Origin of the sequence: Ornithinimicrobium tianjinense (assembly GCF_014636495.1) — a bacterium.
Taxonomy (GTDB): Bacteria; Actinomycetota; Actinomycetes; order Actinomycetales; family Dermatophilaceae; genus Ornithinicoccus; species Ornithinicoccus tianjinensis.
Genome location: NZ_BMEM01000002.1, coordinates 197,918 through 221,957 on the forward strand (window position 1 = coordinate 197,918; position 24,040 = coordinate 221,957).

Annotated in this window: 23 protein-coding genes; 4 read left to right on the forward strand and 19 right to left on the reverse strand. The window is 73.0% G+C overall.

What is annotated here, in order from left to right; translation table 11 throughout:
* Nucleotides 1-3 precede the first annotated feature (3 nt).
* The 4 genes from IEV65_RS08765 to rplS form a co-directional block, all read right to left on the reverse strand.
* Nucleotides 4-327 carry a DUF2469 domain-containing protein gene (locus tag IEV65_RS08765; RefSeq protein WP_188429923.1) on the reverse strand — a complete coding sequence of 108 codons (324 nt, stop codon included), beginning with the start codon at nt 325-327 and terminating at the stop codon, nt 4-6.
* Entirely contained in the window at nt 324-1,031 is a 708-nt protein-coding gene (rnhB, locus tag IEV65_RS08770; protein WP_188429926.1) for a ribonuclease HII, read from the reverse strand. Before rnhB ends, IEV65_RS08765 begins: the two co-directional genes overlap by 4 nt.
* Nucleotides 1,028-1,783, reverse strand: coding sequence for a signal peptidase I (gene lepB / locus IEV65_RS08775; protein WP_188429927.1), 756 nt, complete (start codon nt 1,781-1,783; stop codon nt 1,028-1,030). Before lepB ends, rnhB begins: the two co-directional genes overlap by 4 nt.
* Nucleotides 1,784-1,932: 149 nt before the next feature.
* The gene (rplS, locus tag IEV65_RS08780; RefSeq protein ID WP_188429929.1) at nt 1,933-2,316 is read right to left on the reverse strand and encodes a 50S ribosomal protein L19; all 384 of its coding nucleotides are present in this window, start codon (nt 2,314-2,316) and stop codon (nt 1,933-1,935) included.
* 215 nt (nt 2,317-2,531) lie between these two features.
* Here rplS and serB point away from each other — a divergent pair, with 215 nt between their 5' ends.
* A complete protein-coding gene (serB, locus tag IEV65_RS08785; protein ID WP_188429931.1) occupies nt 2,532-3,410 on the forward strand; it encodes a phosphoserine phosphatase SerB in 879 nt (292 codons plus the stop codon).
* Between the two features lie 13 nt (nt 3,411-3,423).
* Here the strand turns inward: serB and trmD are convergent, their stop codons facing one another.
* The 5 genes from trmD to IEV65_RS08810 all read right to left on the reverse strand — a co-directional run bounded on the left by trmD (nt 3,424) and on the right by IEV65_RS08810 (nt 7,248).
* A complete protein-coding gene (gene trmD, locus IEV65_RS08790) occupies nt 3,424-4,179 on the reverse strand; it encodes a tRNA (guanosine(37)-N1)-methyltransferase TrmD (protein ID WP_188430311.1) in 756 nt (251 codons plus the stop codon).
* Between the two features lie 9 nt (nt 4,180-4,188).
* A complete protein-coding gene (gene rimM / locus IEV65_RS08795; protein WP_188429933.1) occupies nt 4,189-4,704 on the reverse strand; it encodes a ribosome maturation factor RimM in 516 nt (171 codons plus the stop codon).
* 85 nt (nt 4,705-4,789) lie between these two features.
* A complete protein-coding gene (locus IEV65_RS08800; RefSeq protein WP_188429935.1) occupies nt 4,790-5,032 on the reverse strand; it encodes an RNA-binding protein in 243 nt (80 codons plus the stop codon).
* A gap of 2 nt (nt 5,033-5,034) precedes the next feature.
* Nucleotides 5,035-5,565, reverse strand: coding sequence for a 30S ribosomal protein S16 (rpsP, locus tag IEV65_RS08805; RefSeq protein WP_188429937.1), 531 nt, complete (start codon nt 5,563-5,565; stop codon nt 5,035-5,037).
* 177 nt (nt 5,566-5,742) lie between these two features.
* Nucleotides 5,743-7,248 (reverse strand): helix-turn-helix transcriptional regulator, encoded by a 1,506-nt coding sequence (locus tag IEV65_RS08810; RefSeq protein ID WP_188429938.1) that lies wholly within the window; start codon nt 7,246-7,248, stop codon nt 5,743-5,745.
* A 180-nt stretch (nt 7,249-7,428) separates the two neighbouring features.
* On the opposite strand from IEV65_RS08810, the gene aceA reads away from it, so the two are divergent.
* Nucleotides 7,429-8,745 carry an isocitrate lyase gene (aceA, locus tag IEV65_RS08815; protein ID WP_188429940.1) on the forward strand — a complete coding sequence of 439 codons (1,317 nt, stop codon included), beginning with the start codon at nt 7,429-7,431 and terminating at the stop codon, nt 8,743-8,745.
* An 82-nt stretch (nt 8,746-8,827) separates the two neighbouring features.
* Nucleotides 8,828-10,414, forward strand: a complete 1,587-nt coding sequence (locus IEV65_RS08820) for an aldolase/citrate lyase/malate synthase family protein (RefSeq protein WP_188429942.1) — start codon at nt 8,828-8,830, stop codon at nt 10,412-10,414.
* Nucleotides 10,415-10,536: 122 nt separating this feature from the next.
* Here the strand turns inward: IEV65_RS08820 and IEV65_RS08825 are convergent, their stop codons facing one another.
* The 5 genes from IEV65_RS08825 to ffh form a co-directional block, all read right to left on the reverse strand.
* Nucleotides 10,537-11,640 carry an amidohydrolase family protein gene (locus tag IEV65_RS08825; RefSeq protein WP_188429944.1) on the reverse strand — a complete coding sequence of 368 codons (1,104 nt, stop codon included), beginning with the start codon at nt 11,638-11,640 and terminating at the stop codon, nt 10,537-10,539.
* Between the two features lie 28 nt (nt 11,641-11,668).
* Nucleotides 11,669-12,283, reverse strand: coding sequence for a mismatch-specific DNA-glycosylase (locus IEV65_RS08830; RefSeq protein ID WP_188429946.1), 615 nt, complete (start codon nt 12,281-12,283; stop codon nt 11,669-11,671).
* Complete coding sequence (locus tag IEV65_RS08835; protein WP_188429948.1) at nt 12,280-13,455, reverse strand: M4 family metallopeptidase; 1,176 nt, start codon at nt 13,453-13,455, stop codon at nt 12,280-12,282. The genes IEV65_RS08830 and IEV65_RS08835 overlap by 4 nt, the downstream gene beginning before the upstream one ends.
* Nucleotides 13,456-13,504: 49 nt before the next feature.
* On the reverse strand, nt 13,505-14,536 hold the full coding sequence (locus IEV65_RS08840) for an LLM class flavin-dependent oxidoreductase (RefSeq protein WP_188429950.1): 1,032 nt from the start codon (nt 14,534-14,536) through the stop codon (nt 13,505-13,507).
* A 99-nt stretch (nt 14,537-14,635) separates the two neighbouring features.
* Nucleotides 14,636-16,276: a signal recognition particle protein gene (gene ffh / locus IEV65_RS08845; RefSeq protein ID WP_188429951.1), complete on the reverse strand. Its 1,641-nt coding sequence runs from the start codon at nt 16,274-16,276 to the stop codon at nt 14,636-14,638.
* A 22-nt stretch (nt 16,277-16,298) separates the two neighbouring features.
* On the opposite strand from ffh, the gene IEV65_RS08850 reads away from it, so the two are divergent.
* The gene (locus IEV65_RS08850) at nt 16,299-17,198 is read left to right on the forward strand and encodes an oxygenase MpaB family protein (protein ID WP_188429953.1); all 900 of its coding nucleotides are present in this window, start codon (nt 16,299-16,301) and stop codon (nt 17,196-17,198) included.
* Nucleotides 17,199-17,493: 295 nt separating this feature from the next.
* On the opposite strand, the gene ftsY is transcribed toward IEV65_RS08850, so the two are convergent.
* From ftsY to smc, 5 genes are all read right to left on the reverse strand, one after another.
* Nucleotides 17,494-18,684 (reverse strand): signal recognition particle-docking protein FtsY, encoded by a 1,191-nt coding sequence (gene ftsY / locus IEV65_RS08855; protein ID WP_229735105.1) that lies wholly within the window; start codon nt 18,682-18,684, stop codon nt 17,494-17,496.
* A gap of 129 nt (nt 18,685-18,813) precedes the next feature.
* Complete coding sequence (locus IEV65_RS08860; RefSeq protein ID WP_188429956.1) at nt 18,814-19,101, reverse strand: hypothetical protein; 288 nt, start codon at nt 19,099-19,101, stop codon at nt 18,814-18,816.
* Between the two features lie 129 nt (nt 19,102-19,230).
* Nucleotides 19,231-19,887 (reverse strand): pyridoxamine 5'-phosphate oxidase family protein, encoded by a 657-nt coding sequence (locus IEV65_RS08865; protein ID WP_188429958.1) that lies wholly within the window; start codon nt 19,885-19,887, stop codon nt 19,231-19,233.
* Nucleotides 19,888-19,896: 9 nt separating this feature from the next.
* The gene (locus IEV65_RS08870; RefSeq protein WP_188429960.1) at nt 19,897-20,403 is read right to left on the reverse strand and encodes a hypothetical protein; all 507 of its coding nucleotides are present in this window, start codon (nt 20,401-20,403) and stop codon (nt 19,897-19,899) included.
* Complete coding sequence (smc, locus tag IEV65_RS08875; RefSeq protein ID WP_188429962.1) at nt 20,400-24,032, reverse strand: chromosome segregation protein SMC; 3,633 nt, start codon at nt 24,030-24,032, stop codon at nt 20,400-20,402. The genes IEV65_RS08870 and smc overlap by 4 nt, the downstream gene beginning before the upstream one ends.
* Nucleotides 24,033-24,040 lie beyond the last annotated feature (8 nt).

The window sequence follows — 24,040 nt, forward strand, 5'->3', positions numbered from 1 at the left end:
CGGTCAGCGACCGAACTGCGGGCCCTTGGGGATCTCCAGCTCGCTCTTGGCCAGCTCCTCGACGTTGACGTCCTTGAAGGTGATGACGCGGGCCTTCTTGACGAACCGCGCCGGCCGGTAGACGTCCCAGACCCACGCGTCCGTCATCGTCACCTCGAACCAGGTCTCCCCGCCCCCGGTCCGCACCTGCACGTCCACCTCGTTGGCCAGGTAGAAGCGGCGCTCGGTCTCCACGACGTGGGAGAACAGGCCGACGACGTCGCGGTACTCGCGGTAGAGCGCGAGCTCCATGTCGGTCTCGTAGCGCTCCAGGTCCTCGGCGCTCACAGGGTGCCTCCTTCGGTGACGTTGCCGGTGATCCGCCAGCTGCGGCGGTGGTGCTCGCTGGGCCCCAGCTCCCGCAGCGCGTCCAGGTGCTCCGGCGCGGCGTAGCCCTTGTTCTGCTCCCAACGGTATGCCGCGTGGCCCGGGGCGAGCTCGACCATGAGGGCGTCGCGGCGCACCTTGGCCAGGACCGACGCGGCCGCCACCGAGGAGCAGCGCAGGTCAGCCTTGATCATCGTGCGCACGGGCGGCGGCTCCGGGCTGCCGTCGGCCAGCCCCAGCAGGCCCACCCGCGCGGGATCGGTGAGCCAGTCGTGGTTGCCGTCGAGGAGCACCAGGTCGGGACGGAGGGCGAGCTGCGCCAGGGCGCGCTCGCCGGCGAGGCGCAGCGCCGCCATGATGCCGATCTCGTCGATCTCGGCGGGGCTCGCGTGCCCGACGCCATGGCCCAGGCACCACCGCTCGATCCGCGGCACCAGCCGCTCGCGGGCGGCGGGCGCGAGGAGCTTGGAGTCGCGCACCCCCGCGGGGGCGCTGCGGCACGACTCGTCGATCGCGACGACCCCGACGGTGACCGGGCCGGCGAGCGCGCCACGACCCACCTCGTCCATGCCGACGAGCACGGCATACCCGTCCCGCTGCAGCGTCCGCTCGACCCGCAGGCTCGGCCTGCGCGTCGCGGGGCGCCGGGTGGCGGTGGCGGTCACGGCTCGGGCACCGCCTCGAAGGTGCTCGGGCGGCTGAACCACGTCGCGTGGTCCAGCGGGAACAGCAGCACGAAGGCCTGGCCGACGACGTGGTCGCGCGGGACCGCACCGGTCGCCCCGGTGCCGTCGTCGTGGGCGCGGGAGTCGCGGGAGTTGGACCGGTGGTCGCCCATCACCCAGATGCTGTCCTCGGGGACCGTGACGTCGAAGTCCACGGTGCTGGGCACGTCGCCCGGGTAGAGGTAGTCCTCCTCGAGAGGCTGGCCGTTGACGCTCAGCCGCCCCTGGTCGTCGCAGCAGACCACGTGGTCGCCCCCCACGCCGATGACCCGCTTGATCAGGTGGTTGCCCTCGGAGACCGGCGCGACGCCCACGAACTGCAGGCCCTTCATCACCACGTCCATCACCGGCCCGCGGTCGACGGGCACCATGTGCGGGAGCCAGTCGCCGGGGTCCTCGAACACCACGATGTCGCCCCGCTCGACCTCCATCGCCCCCGCCTGGATCTTGCTGACCATGACCCGGTCGCCGTAGACCAGCGTGTCCTCCATGCTCCCCGAGGGGATCCAGAAGGCCTGCGCCAGGAAGGTCTTGATGACGAAGGAGATGACGAGGGCGGTCGCCGCGATGCCGAGCACCTCCCTCACGGCGTGCCAGAAGCCCCCCTGGTGCCGCTCCTCACGCTCGGGACGGGTCGGCGGCGCCTGGTCGTACTCCTCGCCGGGGACCTGGTCCCTGCTGGCCTCGCTCACGCTCGTGTGCCGTCCTCGTCCTCTGGCTCGGGCCCCCGTGGACGTCGGCCCCGGGTGGCGTTGACTGACCCTACCCCGCGGGCTGGGACAGACAGCGATCCCCCGCCCGGACGGGGTCCTGACGGGGGATCGCTGCAGGTGCTGGTCGCTCAGGCCTGCTCGGTCTGCGCGGCGGCCTTGGCCGGCACCGCGTCGCGACGCTCGCGGATCTTGGCGGCCTTGCCGCGCAGGTCGCGCAGGTAGTAGAGCTTGGCGCGACGCACGTCACCGCGGGTGACGACCTCGAGCTTCTCCACGTTCGGGGAGTGCACCGGGAAGGTGCGCTCCACGCCGACGCCGAAGGAGACCTTGCGGACCGTGTAGGTCTCGCCCAGGCCACCACCGTGACGGCGGATGACGACGCCCTTGAAGACCTGGACACGGGAGCGGTTGCCCTCGATGACCTTGACGTGGACGTTGACGGTGTCGCCGGCGCGGAAGTCCGGGATGTCGCTGCGCAGGCTGGCAGCGTCGAGCTCGTCGAGCTTGTGCATGTCTGTTCTCCTGCCGTCGATGCCACAGGTCACCCACGACGCTTGGGTGCCCTTCGGGGCACTGCCTTGTCGGTATGTCGTCGCTCGGCCCCGCGCCGCTCGCGCAGCTCCCCCTGTGGCAGGGGCGCGAGGTGGGTGACGCGTGACCGGGACGCGACGCACAATTCTGCCAGACACGATCGGGGGTGGCCAAACGCGCCGGTAGGCTCGCCGGCGTGCACGTGCTGAACCTGCTCGCCCCGCCCGGCAGAGCCGACCTGACCGAGGCCGCCCTGCGCGACCTGCCGTCCCACTGGGCGGCGGGTCCACCACGGTGGCTGGCCGCCGGGGTGGCCGTCGAGGCTGACGTGGCCCGCGTCCCCGACGACCTGTGGCAGGAGTGGGAGCGGTGGCAGGAGCGCGGGTTCGACCTGGTCGTCCAGCCCGCAGCCGGCCGGCGCAAGCGGGTCCTGCTGGCCGACATGGACTCCACGATGATCCAGCAGGAGTGCATCGACGAGCTGGCCGCGCACGCCGGGGTCGGCGAGCACGTCGCCGGGATCACCGCCCGAGCCATGAACGGCGAGCTCGACTTCGCCGAGGCGCTGCACGCGCGGGTGCGCCTGCTCGCCGGCCTGCCCGCGTCCACGGTGGACACCGTCCTGGCCGAGCGCATCACGCTCACCCCCGGGGGCCCGGAGCTCGTCGCCACCATGCGCGCCCACGGCGCGTATGCCGCGCTCGTCTCCGGCGGCTTCACCCACTTCACGTCGGCGGTCGCGGCCCGCCTCGGCTTCGACGAGCACCGCGCCAACACGCTGGCGGTCGACGGGGACCGGCTCACGGGAGAGGTCGTCGAGCCCGTCGTGGGGCGGGAGGCCAAGGTGGCCGCGCTGCAGGAGATCACCGCCAGGCTGGGGCTGACGCCGCAGGACGCGATCGCGGTGGGCGACGGTGCCAACGACCTGGACATGCTGCACCTCGCCGGCACCGGCGTCGCCCTGCACGCCAAGCCGGCGGTCGCGGCGCAGTGCGACGCACGGGTCAACCACGGCGACCTCACCGCACTGCTCTACCTGCAGGGGTATGCCGCGCACGAGCACGTGCGCCCGTGACCCATGCCGTAGCTCAGGCGCGGGGCGCGTCCCAGCCGGTCGCGTCGTCCGCACCGCGTCGCTGCTGCGCCTCGTAGGCCTCCAGCAGGTCGGGTCGGCGGCGGGCGGTGCGCTCGAGCCGTTGCTGGTCCCGCCACTCCGCGATCGCGCCGTGGTGCCCGGACAGCAGCACCGGCGGCACCTCGTGGTCGCGCCACACCGGCGGCTTGGTGTAGACGGGGTACTCCAGCAGCCCCCCGGTGTGCGACTCCTCCACCAGGGACGCTGCGTTGCCGATGACCCCCGGCACCAGGCGCGCGATGGCCTCGGTCATGGCGAGCACCGCGACCTCTCCCCCGTTGAGCACGTAGTCGCCCAGGCTCAGCACGGACAGCGGGTAGCGGGCGGAGAACTCTTCGTAGACACGCTCGTCGATGCCCTCGTACCGACCGCAGAGGAAGACCAACCAGTCGTCCTCGGTGGCGAGGCGGTAGGCGACCTCCTGGGTGAAGCGGTCGCCGCCCGGGCCCGGCACCACCAGGTGCGGCGTCCGCCCGGGCAAGGCACGGCATACCTCGTCCAGCGCCTCCCCCCACGGCTCGGGGCGCATGACCATCCCCGCGCCCCCGCCGTAGGGCGTGTCGTCGACCGTCCGGTGCCGGTCGTGCGTCCAGTCGCGCAGGTCGTGGACGTGGACCTCCAGGAGGCCGTCGCGCTGAGCCTTGCCGATGAGCGAGAGCTCCAGCGGGGCCAGGTAGTCGGGGAAGATCGTGACGACGTCGACCCGCAGCGTCACGGTCTACTCCTCCCCCAGCTCGAGCAGGCCGGCGGGCGGGTCGACGACCACGCGGCGCGCGTCCTCGTCGATGTCGGGGACGAGCTCCTCGACGAAGGGGATCAGCACCTCGCCGCGCTCGGTGCGCACCTCGAGGAGGTCCTGCACCGGGCGCACGTGCAGCGCGGAGACGGTGCCCACCGGGCTCCCGTCGGGCAGGACGACCTCGAAGCCGACCAGGTCCTCCTCGCGCCAGCCCTCGTCCTCGTCGCCCTGCCCGTCCTCGTCGACGAGCAGCCGGGTCCCGCGGAGGGCCTCGGCCGCGTCCCGGTCCGTGTGCCCCTCGAACCCGAGCAGGTAGATGCCCTGGTGGACGCGCACCGAGCGCAGCCGCAGGGGGCCACGCTCGGCGGGGTCGGTGGCAAAGCTCTCGCCGACCACGAAGCGACCCTCAGGGTCGTCGGTGTGGACCTGGACGGTCACCTCGCCGCGCAGGCCATGGGGCTTGCCGATGCGGGCGGCCACGAATCCATCGGTCATCTCGTCCTCCACGTCTGTCGGGGGCAGGTATGACGACGGCCCGCCCGGTGCAGGTGCGCCGGGCGGGCCAGGGTCGAGCGGGTGCTCAGCGGAGCCGGTCGGTGTCGACGATGTCGACACGGACCCTGCCGTTGCCGGCGAGGGCGCCGACCACGGTGCGCAGGGCGCTGGCGGTGCGACCGCGACGGCCGATCACGCGACCGAGGTCGTCCGGGTGGACCCGGACCTCGAGCACGTCGCCGTGACGGGCGCCCTTGGTGCGGACCACGACGTCACCGTCGTGGTCGACGATGCCCTTGACCAGGTGCTCCAGGGCTTCCTCGAGCACGCTCAGGCCTCGTTGTCGGCCGGGGTCTGGGTGCCCTCGGCAGCCTCGGTGTCGGTCGCGGCCTCGCCGGTGCCCTCCGCAGCCGTGGAGCCCTCGGTGTCGGCGGCCGGGGCGGTCTCCTCGGCGGCGGGCGCGGCGGCCTTCTTGGTGGACTTGCGCTTGACGTCGGGGGCGGCGCCGCCGTCCTCCTTGTCGGCAGCGGCGAGCGCGGCCTCGTAGAGCGCCTTCTTGTCCGGCTTGCTCTCCTTGACCTTCAGGGTGCCCTCGGCGCCCGGCTCACCCTTGAACTTCTGCCAGTCACCGGTGATCTTCAACAGCGCGGCGACCTGCTCGGTCGGCTGCGCGCCGACGCCGAGCCAGTACTGCGCACGCTCGGAGTCGATGTCGATGAGCGAGGGCTCCTTGGTGGGGTGGTACTTGCCGATCTCCTCGATCGCCCGGCCGTCGCGCTTGGAGCGCGAGTCCATGACGACGACGCGGTAGAACGGTGCACGGATCTTGCCCATGCGCTTCAGGCGAATCTTGACAGCCACGAGTGCGGTGTCTCCTGTTCTGGATTGAGGGGCACGGCGAGACCGCGGCGAGTCGCTGCGGGGAGTCGTGGCCCGGTGTGTAGGCGTCCGGTCCAGCCGAGGGGCCGGACGGGTACAGCGGTCCATTGTGCCAGATCCGCTGCGCGTGCCCAACACGAACGGACCTGGCTCGACGCCTCACCCCGGGGCGCCGGTCGGCGCGTGCTCGGCGACGAAGCGCAGCACCTCGGTCTCGTCGACCCCGGGGAAGACGCCCGGAGGCATGACGGCCAGCAGGTGGGAGTGAGCCCGGGCGCTGGGCCACACCTTGCCCTGCCACCGCCGGGACAGCTCGGGCGGCGGCTGGGTGCAGCAGCGCGGGTCGGGGCAGCGCGACACCCGTCGCTCGGTCGTGTCCCGCCCCCGCATCCACCGGACCTGGTCGAAGGGCACGCCGAGGCTCACCGAGAAGCGACCCGCGGGCGTCTGCTCGGCCACGGCGGTGCACCAGAAGGTGCCCCGGCCGGTGTCGGTGTACTGGTGGTAGACCTCGCCCTGCGGGCGGTCGAAGACCACGCGGGCGGTCCAGGCCCGGCAGACCCGGGCGCCCTCGATGGCGCCGGTCGCATCCATCGGGAAGCGCACGCCGTCGTTCTCGTAGGCCTTGTAGATGACGCCGTCGGAGCTGATGCGCATGAAGTGGACGGGCAGCTGCAGGTGCCGGGTCGCCAGGTTGCAGAACCGGTGGGCCGCCGTCTCGTAGGACACGGCGTAGGCGTCGCGCAGGTCCTCCAGCGCGATGTCGCGCGCCGCCTTGGCCCGCTCGAGGAAGGGCACGGCGCTGGACTCCGGGATCAGCACGGCCGCGGCGAAGTAGTTGATCTCCACCCTCTGGGCGAGGAACTCGGCGTAGTCGCGCGGCGCCTCGTGCTCCAGGACCGCGTGCCCGAGCGCCTGCAGCGCGGTCGCCCGCAGGTCGTGCCCCCCGCGGGTGGGGACGTAGATGCGACGGTGCTCCAGGTCGGTCACGGTCCGGGTCGAGGCGGGCAGGTCGGTGACCGGCTCGATCTCGAAGCCGGCGTGCCGGGCGATCCGGTTGACCGCCTCGCGGGTGACGGGGCCGTGGCTGTGGTCCACGACCCGCACCAGGTCGGCGGCCAGCGCCTCGATCTGCGGGAAGTAGTTGTCGGCCTCGCGCATCCTCCGGCGCAGTTCCGCATTGGCAAGCCGGGCGTACTCCGGCGTCGCCGCCCGCTGCTGCTGCAGCCCGGCGACGGTCTCGTAGAGGCCGACGAGGGCCTCGAGGGCGTCGTCGGGCAGGCCGGGGCCGACCCGCACTGAAGGTATGCCGAGCCCGTCGAAGCCGGGCGAGCGCTGGGCCCGCTCCCACTTCACCTCCAGCGCGCTGCGACGGGTCGGCGCACCTCCGGACAGCAGGCCCGACACCTCTACGCCGAGCGCGCGCGCGAGATCCGTCAGCGTGGTGACCCGCGGCTCGCGCCGGCCGTTCTCGATGAGGGAGAGCGCGGAGGCGGAGAGCCCGACCCGCTCCCCCAGCTCCGCGAGCGTCAGCCCAGCGGAGCGACGGTGGTGACGCACCCTGCGCCCGAGGGCCACCGCGTCCGTCGTCGACGCAGCCTCTTCAGCCCCCTCGAGACGCTCGGAGGGGGCGAAGGGCAGGACCCGTCCCTGGGCAGTCGTCATGACTGCACGATAGCGAAAGAACTCCGGTTCTTGACACCAGGAAACGGTAGTCCGGGGTGTTCTCCCCCGGCAGGCTTGTCAACAAGCAGCCGCACACCACCCGCCGCTCCACCCGGGGCGAGGGCAACGACATACCGAAGAACGACACACCGTCAAACGACATACCGAAAGGGGTCGACGATGACCACCACCGAGCACGAGCAGACCACCACCCAGCCGCTGACCCCGGCCGAGCTCGCCGTCGAGCTCGAGCGCGAGTGGGCCGAGAACCCCCGTTGGGCGGGGGTGGAGCGCCGCTACTCGGCCGAGGACGTCATCAAGCTGCGCGGCTCCGTGGTCGAGGAGCACACGCTGGCCCGCCGCGGCGCCGAGCGCCTGTGGGAGGCCATCCAGACCAAGCCGTTCACCCGCGCGCTCGGCGCCCTGACCGGCAACCAGGCCGTGCAGATGGTCAAGGGTGGCCTTGAGTCCATCTACCTCTCGGGCTGGCAGGTCGCCGCCGACGCCAACCTGGCCGGCGAGACCTACCCCGACCAGAGCCTGTACCCCGCCAACTCGGTCCCGGCCGTCGTCCGCCGGATCAACAACGCTCTCAAGCGCGCCGACCAGATCGCCTGGATGAACGGCGAGACGGACACCGACTACTTCGTGCCGATCGTCGCCGACGCCGAGGCCGGCTTCGGTGGCCCGCTCAACGTCTTCGAGCTGATGAAGTCGATGATCGCGGCCGGTGCGGCCGGCGTGCACTGGGAGGACCAGTTGGCCTCCGAGAAGAAGTGCGGCCACCTGGGCGGCAAGGTCCTCGTCCCGACCTCCCAGCACGTGCGCACCCTCAACTCGGCCCGCCTCGCCTCCGACGTCCTCGGCGTCCCGAGCCTGGTCATCGCCCGCACCGACGCCCTGGCGGCCGACCTGCTGACCAGCGACGTCGACGAGATCGACCAGCCGTTCACCACCGGCGAGCGCACCTCCGAGGGCTTCTTCCGCGTCCGCAACGGCATCGAGCCGGTGCTGGCCCGGGCCAAGGCCTACGCGCCCTACGCCGACCTCATCTGGGTCGAGACCGGCACCCCCGACCTGGGCCTGGCCCGGGAGTTCGCGCAGGAGCTGCACAAGGACTTCCCCGAGCAGAAGCTGGCCTACAACTGCAGCCCGTCCTTCAACTGGAAGGCGGCCCTGTCCGACCAGGAGATCGCCGAGTTCCAGGACAAGCTGGGCGAGCTCGGTTACGCCTTCCAGTTCATCACCCTGGCCGGCTTCCACGCGCTCAACCACTCGATGTTCCAGCTCGCGCACGGGTACGCCCGCGACGGCATGACGTCCTACGTCCAGCTCCAGGAGGCCGAGTTCGCGGCCGCCGAGCAGGGCTACACGGCGGTCCGTCACCAGGCCGAGGTGGGGACCGGGTACTTTGACGCTGTGAGCACCGCGGTCAACCCGGACTCCTCGACCACGGCGCTCACCGGCTCCACGGAGTCGGAGCAGTTCCACCACTGATCCTCGAGGACCACGGTGCCGGGCTCTCGAGGGAGCCCGGCACCGTTCCTGTTCCTGCTCACCGCTGCTGAGGAAGGCCATCATGGAGAGCTACCTGAGCCACCTGCTCGACTCCGAGCAGCTCGTCGCCCTGGAGACGGTCGAGCGCGCGACCCGGGAGGAGCGGCACGCCCTGCTGGCCGCGCGGAAGGAGCTGGCGCGCGCCGTGCACGACGGGGCGGAGCTGGCCCAGCTCGAGGAGACGCGGGAGATCCGCGAGGACGCCTCCTGGCGCGTGGCCCCGCCGCCGGCCGACCTGACCTACCGGCTCGTCGAGCTGGCGACACCCGCCACCGCCGAGGCGGCCACCGGCGCGCTCGCCTCCGGCGCCGACGTGTGGGTGGCCGACCTGGAGGACATGCTCGTCCCCACGCACCGACGGCTCGAGGCCGCGCAGCGGGTCATCGCCGAGGTGGCCACGACCCGGACCGGGGACGCGCGGCCCCAGGTGCCCACGCTCATGGTCCGCCCCCGGGGGCTGCACCTCGACGAGGCGCACGCGCAGGTCGACGGCGAGGTGCTGAGCGCCGCCGTCGCCGACGTGGTGCCCTTCCTGGCGCTGTCGGCCCGGACGCTCCTGGCCAACGGCACCGGCCCCTACCTCTACCTGCCCAAGCTCGAGACGTGGCAGGAGGCGCGGTGGTGGGACGCGATGATCACCCGCGCCGAGGAGGCCCTGGGCCTCCCCTCGGGCTGCACCCGGGTGAGCGTGCTCGTCGAGACGGTCCAGGCCGCCTACCAGCTCGAGGAGATCCTCTACGCCCTGCGCGAGCGGGTCACCGGTCTCGCGGCCGGACGCTGGGACTACGTCTTCTCCTACCTGCGCCTCTACGGGCACCGCCCGGACCACGCCCTGCCCGACCGGGACGCCTTCACGATGAACACGCGCTTCCTGCGCACGTACACCGACGTCATCGTCCGCACCTGCCACCGGCGCGGCGTGCAGGCGGTCGGCGGCCCCGTCACCCTCGCCCCCACCGGTCCGTTCGACGAGTCGGTCGCGATGACCCATGCCCGGATCCACCGCGACAAGGCGCGCGAGGCCAAGCAGGGCTTCGACGGAGCCTGGGCGGTGCACCCCGGCATGGTGCCCGTCGTGCGCGAGCCGTTCGAGGACCGCGACGAGGCCGTCGGCACCGGCGCCCAGGAGCGGCTCAGCGGAGGACAGGAGGTCACGGTCACCGTCGATCCCTCCGCACTGCGCGACGTGAGCGCGCTGCCGGGCAGCGCCACGCTGACCGGTATGCGGACGGCGCTGCGGTCCTCCCTCGCGTACCTGACGGGGTGGCTGGCGGGCGAGGGGACCCTGGTGCACCATGGGCACATCGAGGACTTCGGCACCGTCGAGCTGGCGCGCATGCAGCTGTGGCAGTGGATGGCTCACGGGCAGCGCTTCGCCGAGGGCCCGACGATGTCGCCGCTGCTGCTCGAGCGCGTGCTCGAGGACGAGGTCAACCTCCTCCGACGGCGCGGTGCCCGCGAGGACCTGCTGGGTCGCGCAGTCGCCCTGCTGCGGGAGTCCGTGCTCGCGGAGGAGCCTCCGGCCTTCCTCGCCGTGAAGGCCTACGAGCTGCTCATGCAGCTCGGCGAGCCCGCGCAGGACGGCGGGGACGAGAGCGACGCCGCGTAGCCGCCTGTCCGGTCCGGCACGTGCGCCTGTCCGGTCCGGCACGACCGCCTGTCCGGTCCGGCACGTGCGCCTGTCCGGTTTGGCACGTCCGCCTGTCCGGTTTGGCACGACCGCCTGTCCGGTCAGCCTTGGGCGCCCGACCGCTCGTGGGCGTGGCCGCGCAGGATGACGCGGTAGGGATCGGCCATCGTGCGCACGTCCTCCCGCGGGTCGTCACGGTAGACGACGATGTCGGCGGACTCGCCCTCGGCGATCCCCGGCCGACCGAGCCAGTCGCGCGCCGACCAGGTGGCGGCACCGATCGCCTCGACGTTCGACATACCGGTCCTGGTCAGAGCCTCGACCTCACGCGCGACGAGGCCGTGCGGGAGCTGGCCGCCGGCGTCTGTGCCGACGTAGACCGGCACCCCGGCCTCGTGCGCCTTGGCGACGGTCTCGTAGCGGCGCTCGTAGAGGTCCATCATGTGGTCGGCGTAGGTCGGGAACTTGCCCCGGCCCGCCTCGGCGAACATCGGGAAGTTGTCGATGTTGACCAGCGTCGGCACGATCGCGATCTGCTGCCGCGCGAAGGTGTCGATCGTGTCGTCGGTGAGCCCGGTGGCGTGCTCGATGCAGTCGGTGCCGGCGGCGGCGAAGTCGACGAGCGACTGCTCGCCGAAGCAGTGCGCCGTCACCCGCGCGCCCTCCTCGTGCGCGGCGGCGATCGCGTCGGTGAGGATGTCGACCGGCCAGCAGATCCCCAGATCCCCGCTCTCCCGCTCGATCCAGTCGCCGACGAGCTTGACCCAGCCGTCGCCGTTGCGCGCCTCCTGCCGGACGTACTCCACCAGGTCCTCCGGCTCGATCTCCCAGGCGAAGTTGCGCAGGTAGCGCTTCGTCCGAGCGATGTGGCGACCCGCGCGGATCAGGCGGGGCAGGTCCTCGCGCTCCTGGACCCAGCGGGTGTCGGCGGGGCTGCCGGCGTCGCGCAGCAGCAGCGCGCCGGCGTCGCGGTCGGCGAGCGCGTGCTGCTCGGCGCGCTCGTCGTCGACCGCACCGTGCGCCTCGAGGCCCACGTGGCAGTGGGCGTCGACGAGGCCGGGGACGGCATACCCGTCGATCGTCTCGACCTCGCCGGAGACCGGCGGAGTCAGGCTCACGACGCCGTCCAGCACCCAGATCTCCTCGAGCACCTCCTCCGGGCCGACCAGGACCTTGCCTCGCACATGCAGCGCCGGTGCGCTCATCTCGCCTCCTTGCGGGTTTGACGTCAGGTCAGGCTAGCGGGGGCAGCACCCCGGCGGCGCGGGCAGGCTCGGCGTAGGCCCTGGCCAGCGTCGCCACCGTCTCGTGCGCGTTGAGGCCGCTGGGGTTGGGGACCACCCACAGCCGCGCTCCCTCGAAGGGCTCGGGCTGCTCCCCCACCGAGGCATGCCGCACACCGAAGGCGCTCCGGTATGCCGTGACGCCCGCCACCGCGACCACTCGCGGCCGCACGCGGCGGACCGTGGCGCGCAACCGCTCGCCGCCCTGGCGCAGCTCGGCCGCCGACAGCTCGTCGGCCCGGGCCGTCGCGCGCCGGACGAGGTTGGTGATCCCGATCCCGCGCGAACGCAGATGCTGCCGGTCCTCCATGGTCATGCCTGCGGCCGGGTCGACCCCACGCTCGAGGATGCCCGCCTCGAGCAGCGCCGGGTAGAAACGGTTGGCGGGGTGGGCGAAGTGGGTCTGGGTCGCCGCGGTCCACAGCCCGGGGTTGATGCCGACGAACAGGAGCAGGACCGGAACCGCGCCCGCACCCTCGAGGGGCAGGAGGTCGGGGACCTCCGCGTCGCGGAAGGACTCCAGCTCGACCCTGGTGAAGCCGCGCGAGCGCGCCGGGGTGCTCACGCGGCCCGAACCTCCAGCCCGACACCCTCCCAGGCCGACCGCAGCGCCACCTCCACCTCCGACCCGGCACCGTGCCGGACCACGGCCGTCTCGACCGTCGCGGCCGCGAACCCGGCGAAGTCCACGTCGCGCGGGAGGAGCCCGCGCGTCGTGAGGGTGTCGAACCACACCTGCCCGGCCCGCTCCCACACCTGACCACCCAGTGCGGTGGCGAAGAGGTGGAACGCCTTGTTGGGGATGCCGGAGTTGATGTGCACCCCGCCGTTGTCGTTGTCGGCGTCGTGCGGCAGGACGACGTAGTCGCGCAGGTGCGCGGGCTGGGGGTCCTTGCCCAGGACCGGGTCGTCGTAGGCCGTGCCTGGAGCAGCCATGGACCGCAGCGCCACGCCCTGGACGCGGTCGGTGAAGACGTCTGCACCGATGAGCCAGTCGGCCTCGTCGACGGTCTCCCCGCGCACCCGTTGGCGCACCATGGCGCCCCACACGTCCGAGACCGACTCGTTGAGGGCGCCGGACTGCCCGACGTAGGTCAGTCCGGCGGTGTACTGGGTCAGCCCGTGCGCGAGCTCGTGGGCGACGACGTCGACGCTGCGGGTGAAGCCGGCGAAGTAGACCCCGTCACCGTCACCGAAGACCATCTGTCGACCGTCCCAGAAGGCGTTGTCGTAGTCCCGGGCGTAGTGGACCGTGGCGACCAGAGGCAGGCCCCGCGCGTCGAGAGAGTCCCTCCCGAACGCCTCCGCGAGCAGGCGCCACGTGGCCCCCAGCCCGTCATAGGCCTCGTCGACGGACCGGTCCCCTGAGGGGTCCGTGCCCTCCCCGCGCACGAGCACGCCCGGCAGGCTGGTCCCGTGCTGCGCGTCGTGGACCGCGCGCCGTGGTGCGGCGTCGGGCTCGACCCGGGGCTCCTCCCCGGGCGTCCCGGGCGCCTCGGGCTCCAGGCGCCGCTGCATCGGCCAGGCGATGATCCCCGGGCCGTCGGGCTGGCCGTGCGGCCGCTCGCCGGGCGGCCGGCCCTGCGGCCAGCGGGTGGCGGTGAGCTCGCGTCGGTGGCGGACGTCGCTGCTGTCGCGCAACGTGAACTCCACTGCCGCGGCGACGTCAGGGTCTGCCTGCGCGAGGCGGCGCAGCACGTAGGGCGGGACGATCGAGCACCGGGCGAGCGACGACATACCCCGCACTCTGGCACGGGGCACCGACAACGCCCGGCCGCCTGAGCGCTCAGCCCTCGGCGAGCAGCTCCCGGACCCGCGGGACGACCTGCGTGCCGTACAGCTCGATCGAGCGCATGAGCTGGCTGTGCGGCATGGGGCCGTTGGCGTACTTGAGGTCGAAGCGGTCGAGCTTGAGCGCCCGCACCGTCGCCGCGATCTTCTGGGCGACGGTCTCCGGGGAGCCGACGTAGAGCGAGCCGTGGGTGATCTCGGAGTGGTAGTCCTCCAGCCGCACCGGTCCCCACCCGCGCTCGGCGCCGATCCGGTCGCGGTTGGCCTTGAAGTGCGGGAAGAGCTGCTCACGCGCGAGCTCGTCGGTCTCGGCGACGTGGCCGGGCGAGTGCACAGCGACCGGCAGCTGGGGCGCGCCCGCCTCCTCCAGCACGCGGCGGTAGAGGTCGGCGAAGGGCACGAAGCGCTGGGCGGGCCCGCCGATGATGGCGAGCATGAGCGGGATCCGGTATGACGCTGCCCGCACCACGCTCTGCGGCGAGCCACCGACCGCGATCCACGCGGTCAGCCGACCCGACTCCGTCTTGGGCCACACCTCCTGCTCGACCAGCGGGGGCCGGGTCGTGCCCTCCCAGGACACCGGGCCCTCGTCGAGCAGCGCGCTGAACAGGTCGAGCTTCTCGCTGAAGAGCGTGTCGTAGTCGCGCAGGTCGAAGCCGAACAGCGGGAAGGACTCCGTGAACGAGCCGCGCCCCAGGACCACCTCGGCGCGCCCGCCGGAGAGCGCGTCGATGGTCGAGAACCGCTCGAAGACGCGGATCGGGTCGTCGCTGCTCAGCACCGTGACGGCCGTGCCGAGCTGGATGCGCTCGGTGCGCGTGGCCAGCCCCGCGAGGACGACGTCCGGCGCGCTGACCGCGAAGTCCGGCCGGTGGTGCTCACCGACGCCGATGAAGTCGACGCCCACCTGGTCGGCGAGGACGCCCTGGTCCACGAGGTTGCGGATGACCTGGGCACCGGTCTCCGGCGTCCCGTCGTCCTTCAGCGTCATGTCGCCGAAGGTGTCCAGACCCAGCTGCACGCTCACGTCATACTCCCTGTCGATCGGTTTCGTTGACGGGTCAACAACCTTGGGGTATGCCGTGTTCCCTCCCCGTGCGCGGGGGAGTCACCGCCGAGGAACCGGCTACTTCTTGCCGGGGTCGAGGAACTTCTCGAACCCGGCGGGCAGCTTCAGCCCGGACAGGTCCGCCCCGGCGCCGGCCTGGTCGGCACCGAACGCGCTGCCGGCGCCTGCGCCGAAGGCGTTCTCGATCGAGGCCTCGCGGGCCGCCTGCTGCTTCTGGGCGGCCTCCCGCTCCTGCTGGGCGCGCCTGGCCGGGTTGCCCGACTTCCCCTTCTTCTTCGGAGCCGCCTTGCCGCGCTTGCCGCCGCCGGGCCCACCGAGGCCGGGCATGCCCGGCATACCGGGGATGCCGCCGCCCTTCTTGAGCTGGCGCATCATCTTCTGCGCCTCGCCGAAGCGCTCGATGAGCTGGTTGACCTCGGAGACCTGCACGCCGGAGCCCCGCGCGATGCGGGCGCGGCGCGAGCCGTTGATCTGCTTGGGGTGGTGCCGCTCGAAAGGCGTCATGGAGCGGACCATCGCCTCGACCCGGTCGAACTCCCGCTCGTCAAGGGCGTCGAGCTGGGCGCGCATGCCCTGCATGCCGGGCATCATGCCGAGCATCTGCTTGAGCGAGCCCATCCGCTTGATCGCGGCCATCTGGTCGAGGAAGTCCTCGAAGGTGAAGTCCTCGTCCGCCAGGAACTTGCGGGTCATCTCCCGCGCCTGCGCCGCGTCGAAGGCCTTCTCGGCCTGCTCGATCAGGGTGAGGACGTCACCCATGTCCAGGATGCGGGAGGCCATCCGGTCGGGGTGGAAGAGCTCGATGTCCTTGACGCCCTCGCCGGTCGAGGCGTAGAGGATCGGCTGGCCGGTCACGGTCGCGACCGACAGCGCGGCACCACCGCGGGCGTCACCGTCGAGCTTGGTCAGGACCGAGCCGGTGATCCCGACCCCGTCGCTGAACGCCTTGGCGGTCTCGACCGCGGCCTGGCCGATCATCGCGTCGATGACGAACAGGACCTCGTCCGCGTCGGTCTCGATCCGGATGTCGCTGGCCTGGCGCATGAGGTCGACGTCGACGGCGAGACGACCGGCGGTGTCGATGATGACGACGTCGTGGCCCTTGCGGCGGGCCTCCTCGACGCCGTCGACGGCCACGTCCACCGGGTCGCCGAACGAGCGCGTGCCCTCGCCCGACTCCAGCGCGGCGTCGTGGCCGAAGACGTTGCCCCGCTCGGGCGCGAAGACGCTGACGCCGGCCCGCTCGCCGACGACCTCGAGCTGGGTGACGGCGTTGGGGCGCTGCAGGTCGGCCGCGACGAGCAGGGGGGTGTGGCCCTGCCCCTTGAGCAGGTGGGCCAGCTTGCCCGCGAACGTGGTCTTGCCCGACCCCTGCAGACCCGCCAGCATGATGACGGTCGGGGGGTTCTTGGCGAGGTTCAGCCGCCGCGTCTGGCCGCCCAGGATGGCGACGAGCTCCTCGTTGACGATCTTGACGATCTGCTGCGCCGGGTTCAGGGCCTGGTGCACCTCGGCGCCGAGCCCCCGCTCGCGGACGCGGCCGGTGAACTCCTTGACGACCGGCAGCGCGACGTCGGCGTCGAGGAGCGCGAGCCGGATGTCGCGGATCGTCGCGTTGAGGTCGGACTCGGTGACGGTGCCCTTGCGCTTGAGGTTGCGGAAGGTGAGCGTCAGGCGGTCGGAGAGGGAGTTGAACACCCGGTAAGGATACGTTGGACGCGTGCGGTCCCCCATCTCCGTCGCCAGGCGCGGCCTGGCCGAGTCCCTGCGCAGGAGGGTCGCCGGCCCGGACGCCGAGCGACGCGCCCACGCGATCTGGCTGGCTCCCGGCGAGCGCCGGTTCGCCCCCGACGACCCCATCTGCCGCGTCCAGGGCCATGCCGGGATGTATGCCGGCGGCATCCGGGCGCTGCTGCTCCAGTCGCTGCACCCGCTGGCGATGGCGGGGGTCGGCGAGCACTCGGGCTACCGCGACGACCCATGGGGGCGTCTGCAGCGCACGAGCGAGTTCCTCGCGATGACCACCTTCGGTCCGTCGGAGTCGGCGGAGCGGATCCTGGACAAGATCAACCGGATCCACGAGACCGTCTCAGGGTCGGACCGGCAGGGGCGTCCCTACTCCGCCACCGACCCGCACCTGCTGCGCTGGGTGCACGTGGCCGAGATCGACAGCTTCCTCGTCGCCCACCAGCGCTACTCCCGCACGCCCCTCACCGCGGCCGAGGCCGACCGCTACGTCGACCAGGCGGCGTATGTCGCGACCCGCCTCGGGATCGCCGACCCCCCGCGCACCGTGCAGGCGCTCCAGGAGTCGCTCGCGGCATACCGTCCCGAGCTGGAGACGACGCCGGGCGCCCTCGACGTGGTCCGCTTCCTGCTGCACGACCCGCCGCTGCCCGCTGCGGCTCGGCCCGGTTTCTGGATGCTCGCGGCCGGGGCTGTCGAGCTGCTGCCGGAGTATGCGCGCGAGATGCTCGGTCTGCGCTATCCGACACCGTTGCTGCGCGGCGTGGCCGCCCCGCTGGGCCGCATCGGCACGGCCGCCGTGGCCTGGGCTCTCGACGACCCCGACGAGCCGCGCAACCGCCCCGGCAGCTCCGCCGTCCGAGCAGAGGCCTGACGCAGGACAGGAAAATGCACCTGATGCGCCGTCGTCGACGGTGTCTCAGGTGCATTTTCCTGTCTTCGGGAAGCGGGGTACCGGCTTCCGCGCCGCCCTCCGGTCCTCGCTCCGCTGCGGGTCCTCGCGCGGCTGTCAGCCGACGAACACTCCTGTCGGCTTCCGCGGCCCCCTGCGGGCCTCGCTCGTCCCTCGCTCGTGTCCTCGGCGACCGGTCAGCCGACGAACACTCCTGTCGGCTTCCGCGGCCCCCTGCGGGCCTCGCTCGTCCCTCGCTCGTGTCCTCGGCGACCGGTCAGCCGACGATCGCGCTGACGAACGCCTCCGGGTCGAAGGGCGCCAGGTCGTCCGGGCCCTCGCCAAGGCCGATGAGCTTGACCGGGACACCGAGCTTGCGCTGGACGTTGACGACGATGCCGCCCTTGGCCGTGCCGTCCATCTTGGTCAGCACGATGCCGGTGATGTCGACCTCCTTGGCGAACTCCTCGGCCTGACGCATGCCGTTCTGACCAGTGGTGGCGTCGAGCACCAGCAGGACCTCGCCCACGGGCGCCTGCTTCTCGACGACCCGCTTGATCTTGCCGAGCTCGTCCATGAGCCCCCGCTTGGTGTGCAGCCGGCCCGCCGTGTCGATGAGCACGACGTCGGCCTCCATCTCCACACCGGCCTTGACCGCCTCGAAGGCCACCGAGGCAGGGTCGGCACCCTCCTGGTGCGAGCGGACGGTCGGCACCCCCACCCGTTCCCCCCACGTCGTGAGCTGGTCCGCGGCTGCGGCGCGGAAGGTGTCCGCCGCCCCGAAGATGACGTCCTTGTCCTCGGCCACGAGCACCCGCCCGAGCTTGCCGACGGTGGTCGTCTTGCCCGTGCCGTTGACACCGACCACGAGGATGACCGCGGGGTGCCCGTCCTCGCGGCTCGCGGCGATCCGGCGGTCCATCGACGGGTCGACGAGCCGCAGCAGGTCCTCGTGCAGCCACTGCCGGACCTGGGCCGGGTCGGTGGTGCCGTCGACCCGCACCTGGGTCCGCAGCGAGTCGACGAGCTCCTGGGTGGCCTCGACGCCGAGGTCGGAGGCGAGCAGGGTGTCCTCGACCGCTTCCCAGTCCTCGTCGCTCAGGCCCCCGCGGGAGAGCAGCGCCAGCAGGGCGTTGCCGATCGCGGAGTTGGAGCGCGCCAGGCGGGCGCGCAGCCGCTGCAGCCGCCCCCGGGCCGACTCGGGGCGCTCCAGCCCCGGCGCCACGGGCGCCTCGGGCTCCTCGACGAGGACTCCGCCGCCGCGGTTGGGGACCTCGGTCCCCGCGTCCGCAGCGCGGTCGCGGTCGTCGACCAGGACGTCGCCCTCGCGCCTGCCGGTGCGCGGCAGCGTCGGCGACGCCCCTCGACCACCGCGTCCGCGCACCAGCGCCACCAGCACGCCTAGCGCGCCGACGACCACGACGGTGACGAGGGTCAGGATCTCCCAGAGCTCATTGATCGGTCCCACGGGCGCCATCCTCGCAGACGCCCCTGACACTTCCCCAACGTCGGAGCCGGGCACCTCGCGGCGCCCGGCTCCGATCGTTCAGGGATCCGGTCGTTCAGGGATCCGGTCGTTCAGGTATGTCGTCCGCGCTCAGCTCGCGCGGCGCACCTCGGACGGCTCGTCCTCGGCGGGCTCGGTCGGCTCGGCATAGACCTTGTCCCGGACCACCCGCCGGGTCTTCTCGGCTGCCGTCCCCACGAGCTCCCCGCTGCGGGCGCGGACCTTCTCGGTCGTGCGCCGCGCCCCGGCGATGAGCTCCTCCCCCTCCGGGGTCCAGAACTCGCCTCGCCCCTCGCGACGCGCCTCGAGCATGACGTAACCGACGACACCGGAGCCGATGGCGACGCAGAACAGCATGGACAGCACGAGAGCGAGCATGTGACCAGTGTGACAACGACAGTGGCCCCTGACCAACCCGAACACCCCGCGTGTCCCTGATCCGACGGGCCCGACCGGTCCGCCATGCAGCGACGGAGCGTGAAGGACGTGAGACGCCTCACACCCGGGTCAGGAGCCTCCGGCGGCCGCCCCGCGCGCCACCCGCTCCCGCACCGACGCGGGCACCGGCTCCCCCTGGCAGCGCTCGTCCGCGACCGGCTCGTCGGCGACGACCCGCAGCGGCACCACGCCCGTCCAGGCCGTCGTCCCGGGCGGAGCGGCGCCAGGTCCACCGGTGCGGACCTTGACCAGCCACTCGCCGTCGGTGATCGCCATCGCCATCACCTGCGTGGCCGCCAGCTCCTTGTCGGTCATGGGCACGACCTCCTCGCCCCGACCGGGCAGGACGGCGTCGGACACCCGTTCCAGCGCACGCCGCCGCTCGTCGGGGTCGACGATCGGCTCGAGCGTGCCGTAGACGACCGCGGAGCGGTAGTTGGCCGAGGAGTCGAAGGTGTTGTGGGCGACGACCACGCCGTCCAGGTGGACGACGCTGACCGCCGCGGGCGCCCCGGCTGCGACGTGCCGCAGCGCGCCCGCGCCCGTGGACCCGTGCAGGAGGATCCGGTCGCCGTCGCGCACCGCGAGCATCGGCACCACCCACGGCGCCCCGTCGACGACGGTCGAGAGGGTCGCGACCAGCGTGGCGTCGAGGACGGCGTCGAGATCGGCGCGCTCGGTGCGCGACCTCTCGGGCAGGCGGCGGATGCGTCGGGGTGCGGTCACCCGCCGATCCTACGGAGCCAGGTCCCGCAGGATGCGGACGAGCGTCTGCCGGGTCGACCCCACGAGCGCCGGGTCGGCCCTGCCCTCGCGCAGCGCCAGCGCCTCCCTCGCGGCCCCGGCCGCCTCCTCCGGCCGCCCCTCGTCGAAGAGCGCCTTGGCCCGGTGCTGCAGCACGAAGGCCCGCATGGCCTGGTCCTCACCGAACGCCGCCTCCGCGCGGTCGAGGAGGGCGTGCGCCGCGGCATACTCCTCCCGCCAGTGGTGCACGTGGGCGAGGCGGACCGCCGCGGCTCCCCAGCCGGGTGTGCCCTCCTCCCGGGAGGCGAGGACCCGCTCCCCCACCTCCAGCGCCCGGTCGAGCTCCCCGAGCATCCGCCAGAACGACACCGCGTCCGGCGCGTCGGGCGTCTCCTCCAGCCACTCCCGCGTGTCCTCGGTGGACAGCAGCTCCTCGCGCAGCGTCTCGTCGTCGATGACGTAGGCGGGGTAGGCACCTCCGCCGAAGACCTGGATCACGCCGACTCCTCCGCCAGGGCCGCGGGCGCGACGTCCTTGACCCGCTGGCTGACGACCGTCGTCACGCCGTCGCCGCGCATCGAGACGCCGTAGAGCGCGTCGGCGATCTCCATCGTGCGCTTCTGGTGGGTGATGACGATGAGCTGGCTGCTGTCGCGCAGCTCCTCGAAGAGCGTGATCAGCCGGCCCAGGTTGGTGTCGTCCAGGGCCGCCTCCACCTCGTCCATGATGTAGAACGGGCTCGGCCGCGCCTTGAAGATCGCCACCAGCAGCGCCACGGCGGTCAGGGACCGCTCGCCGCCGGACAGCAGCGACAGCCGCTTGATCTTCTTGCCCGGCGGGCGGGCCTCGACCTCGATGCCGGTGGTGAGCATGTTGTCGGGGTCGGTGAGCGTGATCCGCCCCTCGCCGCCGGGGAAGAGCCGCGAGAAGACCCTCTCGAACTGGGCCGCCGTGTCGTGGAACGCCTCGGTGAAGACCCGCTCGACCCGCTCGTCGACCTCCTTGACGATCTGCAGCAGGTCGGCCCGGGAGCGGCGCAGGTCCTCGACCTGCTCGACGAGGAAGGTGTGCCGTTCCTCCAGCGCCGCGAACTCCTCCAGCGCCAGCGGGTTGACGCGGCCGAGCTGGGCGAGCCGTCGTTCGGCCGCGCGCAGGCGCTTCTCCTGCGCCTCGCGGACGAACGGCGCCGGCTCGGGGAAGTCGTCGGCCTCGGGGTCCTCGTCGGGCCCGGGCACGTGCGGGACCGGCAGGTGGGGGCCGTACTCCTCGACAAGGGTCTCGGGGTCCACCCCCAGCTCCTCGACGGCACGCGTCTGCAGGGCCTCGATGCGCAGCCGCTGCTCCGCGCGCGCGATCTCGTCGGCGTGCACCGAGTCGGTCACCTCGCGCAGCTCCGCGGCCACGGCCTGGGCCCGCGCGCGCGCCTCGGCGAGCGCCCGGTCCACCTCGGCCTGCTGCTCGCGGGCCGTCTCCCGCGCGGCCGCCGCGGTCGCGAGGAGCCGCTCGACGTGGTCCAGCAGGTATGCCGCGCCCGTCGCCACCGCGTCCGCCGTGCGACGCTCCTCCGCCCGCCGCGCGCGCCGGGCCGCGGCGCGCTGCCGCGCGGCCAGCTCGTTGCGGGCCGCGGCCTCCAGACCCTCGGCGCGGCCGGCGAGCGCCTTCGCGCGCTCCTCCTGGGTGCGCAGGGACAGGCGTGCCTCGGTCTCGGCGCTGCGGGCCCGGGCGGCGGCCTCGGCCAGCCGCTCGCGCTCGGCGGTGTCGGGTTCCTCTGTCTGGCCGGGCTCCTCCTCGGCGGCGGCGAGCCGCTGCTCGAGGTCGGCGAGCTCGGTCCGGGTGGCCGCCAGCCCCTGCTCGGCGGTGGTGATGGCCGCGGCGGTGCGTTCGTGCTCCGCGCGCGCACCCCGCATGGTCTGGCCGAGCTGGGCGAGCTGCTCCGCGACGGCCGTCATCCGCGCGTCGTTGTCGTGCAGGGCGTCGAGGGCGGTGTCCGCGGCCAGCTCCGCCTCGGCGAGCTCGGTGCGGGCCGTGCCGAGCTCGAAGGTGAGCCGCTCTGCCCGGGCAGTAGCGGCGGCGACGCCCTGGACGGCCTCGTCGTGGGCGGACTGCAGCTCGATCAGGCTGGGCGCGGCGCTCGAGCCACCCCGGACCCACCCGGGGCCGAAGACGTCACCCTGACCCGTCACGACGGTCAGGCCGGGCACCTCGCCGACCAGGCGGACGGCGTCGTCCTCGTCCTCCACCAGTGCGACGCGCTCGAGCAGGGCGAGGACCGCGCGGCCCACGGCCTCGTCGGGCGAGCTCACGACGTCCGACGCCCAGACGGCATACCCCGGCAGGGCGGGCCACCCGGCCCGGTCCACGTCGACCGCGGAGCCGGGGACCAGCAGCCCGGCGCGACCCTGGTCGTGCTCGCGCAGCCACCCCAGGGCGGCGCGGGCCGGGTCGAGACCGTCGACGACGAGGGCCTCCCCCGCCCAGCCGAGAGCGGCGGCGACGGCTCCCTCGCGACCGGGCTCGACGCGCAGGAGGCTGCCCAGCGCGGCGTGCACGCCCTCGACCCCGCCGGAGCCGCCGTCAGCGGCCGCCAGGAGGGCGCTCGCGCCGTCGGTGCGGCGCAGGCTCAGCGACAGCGCCTCGACCCGCGCCTGCAGGGCGGACTGCTCGGCCTGCGCAGAGCGCAGCTCCTGCATGATCCGCACCACCGCGTCCTCGGCGGCGGCGCGACGCTCCTCCGCGGCCTCGTGCTCCTGGTCCAGGTCCTCCTCGCCCTCCTCGACGTCCAGGACGGTGGACTCCAGCGCAGCGAACTCCTGCTCGGCGGCCGCGGCCCGGTCGAGCACCGCCTGGGCGGCCGCGGTGAGCCGGGCGATCTCGCCCTCCCCCGCCTCGACCCGCGAGCGGCGGGCTGCGACCTGCCCGGCCAGCCTGGCCAGGCCCTCGCGCCGGTCCGCGGCGGCGCGGGCCAGCCGCTGCAGCCGGGCCTGCTCCTCCGCGTGAGCGGCCTCGGCCGCCCCGCGCTCCTTCTCGGCCTCACCCAGGCGGCGGGCCAGGTCGGCGACGGTGGCCAGCAGCGCGGTCTCCTCGGCGCGCACCTGCTCGGCCTGGGCGCGGAGCTGCTCGGGGTCCCGGCCACCCTGGCCGCCGCGTCCGTGCTCCTCGCGGAGCAGCTCCTCCTCCTCGGCGCCGAGCAGCCGGACCCGCTCCCGCGCCAGGTCGCGGAGCGCGCGGAACCGCTCGACCAGGGAGGACAGGGCGTACCACCGGTCCTGCACCTCGGTCAGCGCCGGCGCGGCTGCCGCGCGCTCGCGCTCCAGGCTGGTCACCGACTCCTCCGCGCTCGCCAGCGCCGCCTGGGCGGCCTCCCGCCGACGCACCAGCGCCCGCTCGTCGGCCAGCTCCTGCTCCAGGGCACTCGTCAGCTGGACGAGGTCGTCGGCCAGGAGCCGCAGCCGGGCGTCGCGCACGTCGGCCTGGATGGTCGCGGCGCGACGCGCGGTCTCCGCCTGGCGGCCGAGGGGCCCCAGCTGCCGACGGATCTCGGCCGTGAGGTCGGTGAGCCGGGTGAGGTTGCCCTCCATCGACTCCAGCTTGCGCAGCGCCCGCTCCTTGCGCTTGCGGTGCTTGAGGACCCCGGCCGCCTCCTCGATGAACCCGCGCCGCTCCTCCGGGGTCGCCCGCAGCACGGCGTCCAGCTGGCCCTGGCCGACGATGACATGCATCTCGCGGCCGATGCCGCTGTCGGACAGCAGCTCCTGCACGTCGAGCAGCCGGCAGGAGGTGCCGTTGATGGCGTACTCGGACCCGCCCGTGCGGAACATCGTGCGGGTGATCGTCACCTCGCTGTAGTCGATCGGCAGGGCGCCGTCGCTGTTGTCGATGGTCATCGACACCTCGGCGCGACCCAGCGGCGGCCGGCCTGTGGTGCCGGCGAAGATGACGTCCTCCATCTTGCCGCCGCGCAGGCTCTTGGCGCCCTGCTCCCCCATCACCCACGCGAGCGCGTCGACGACGTTGGACTTGCCCGACCCGTTAGGGCCCACGATGCAGGTGATGCCCGGCTCCAGGCGCATGCTCGTCGCGGAGGCGAACGACTTGAACCCCTTGAGGGTCAGGCTCTTGACGTACACGCGGGCGG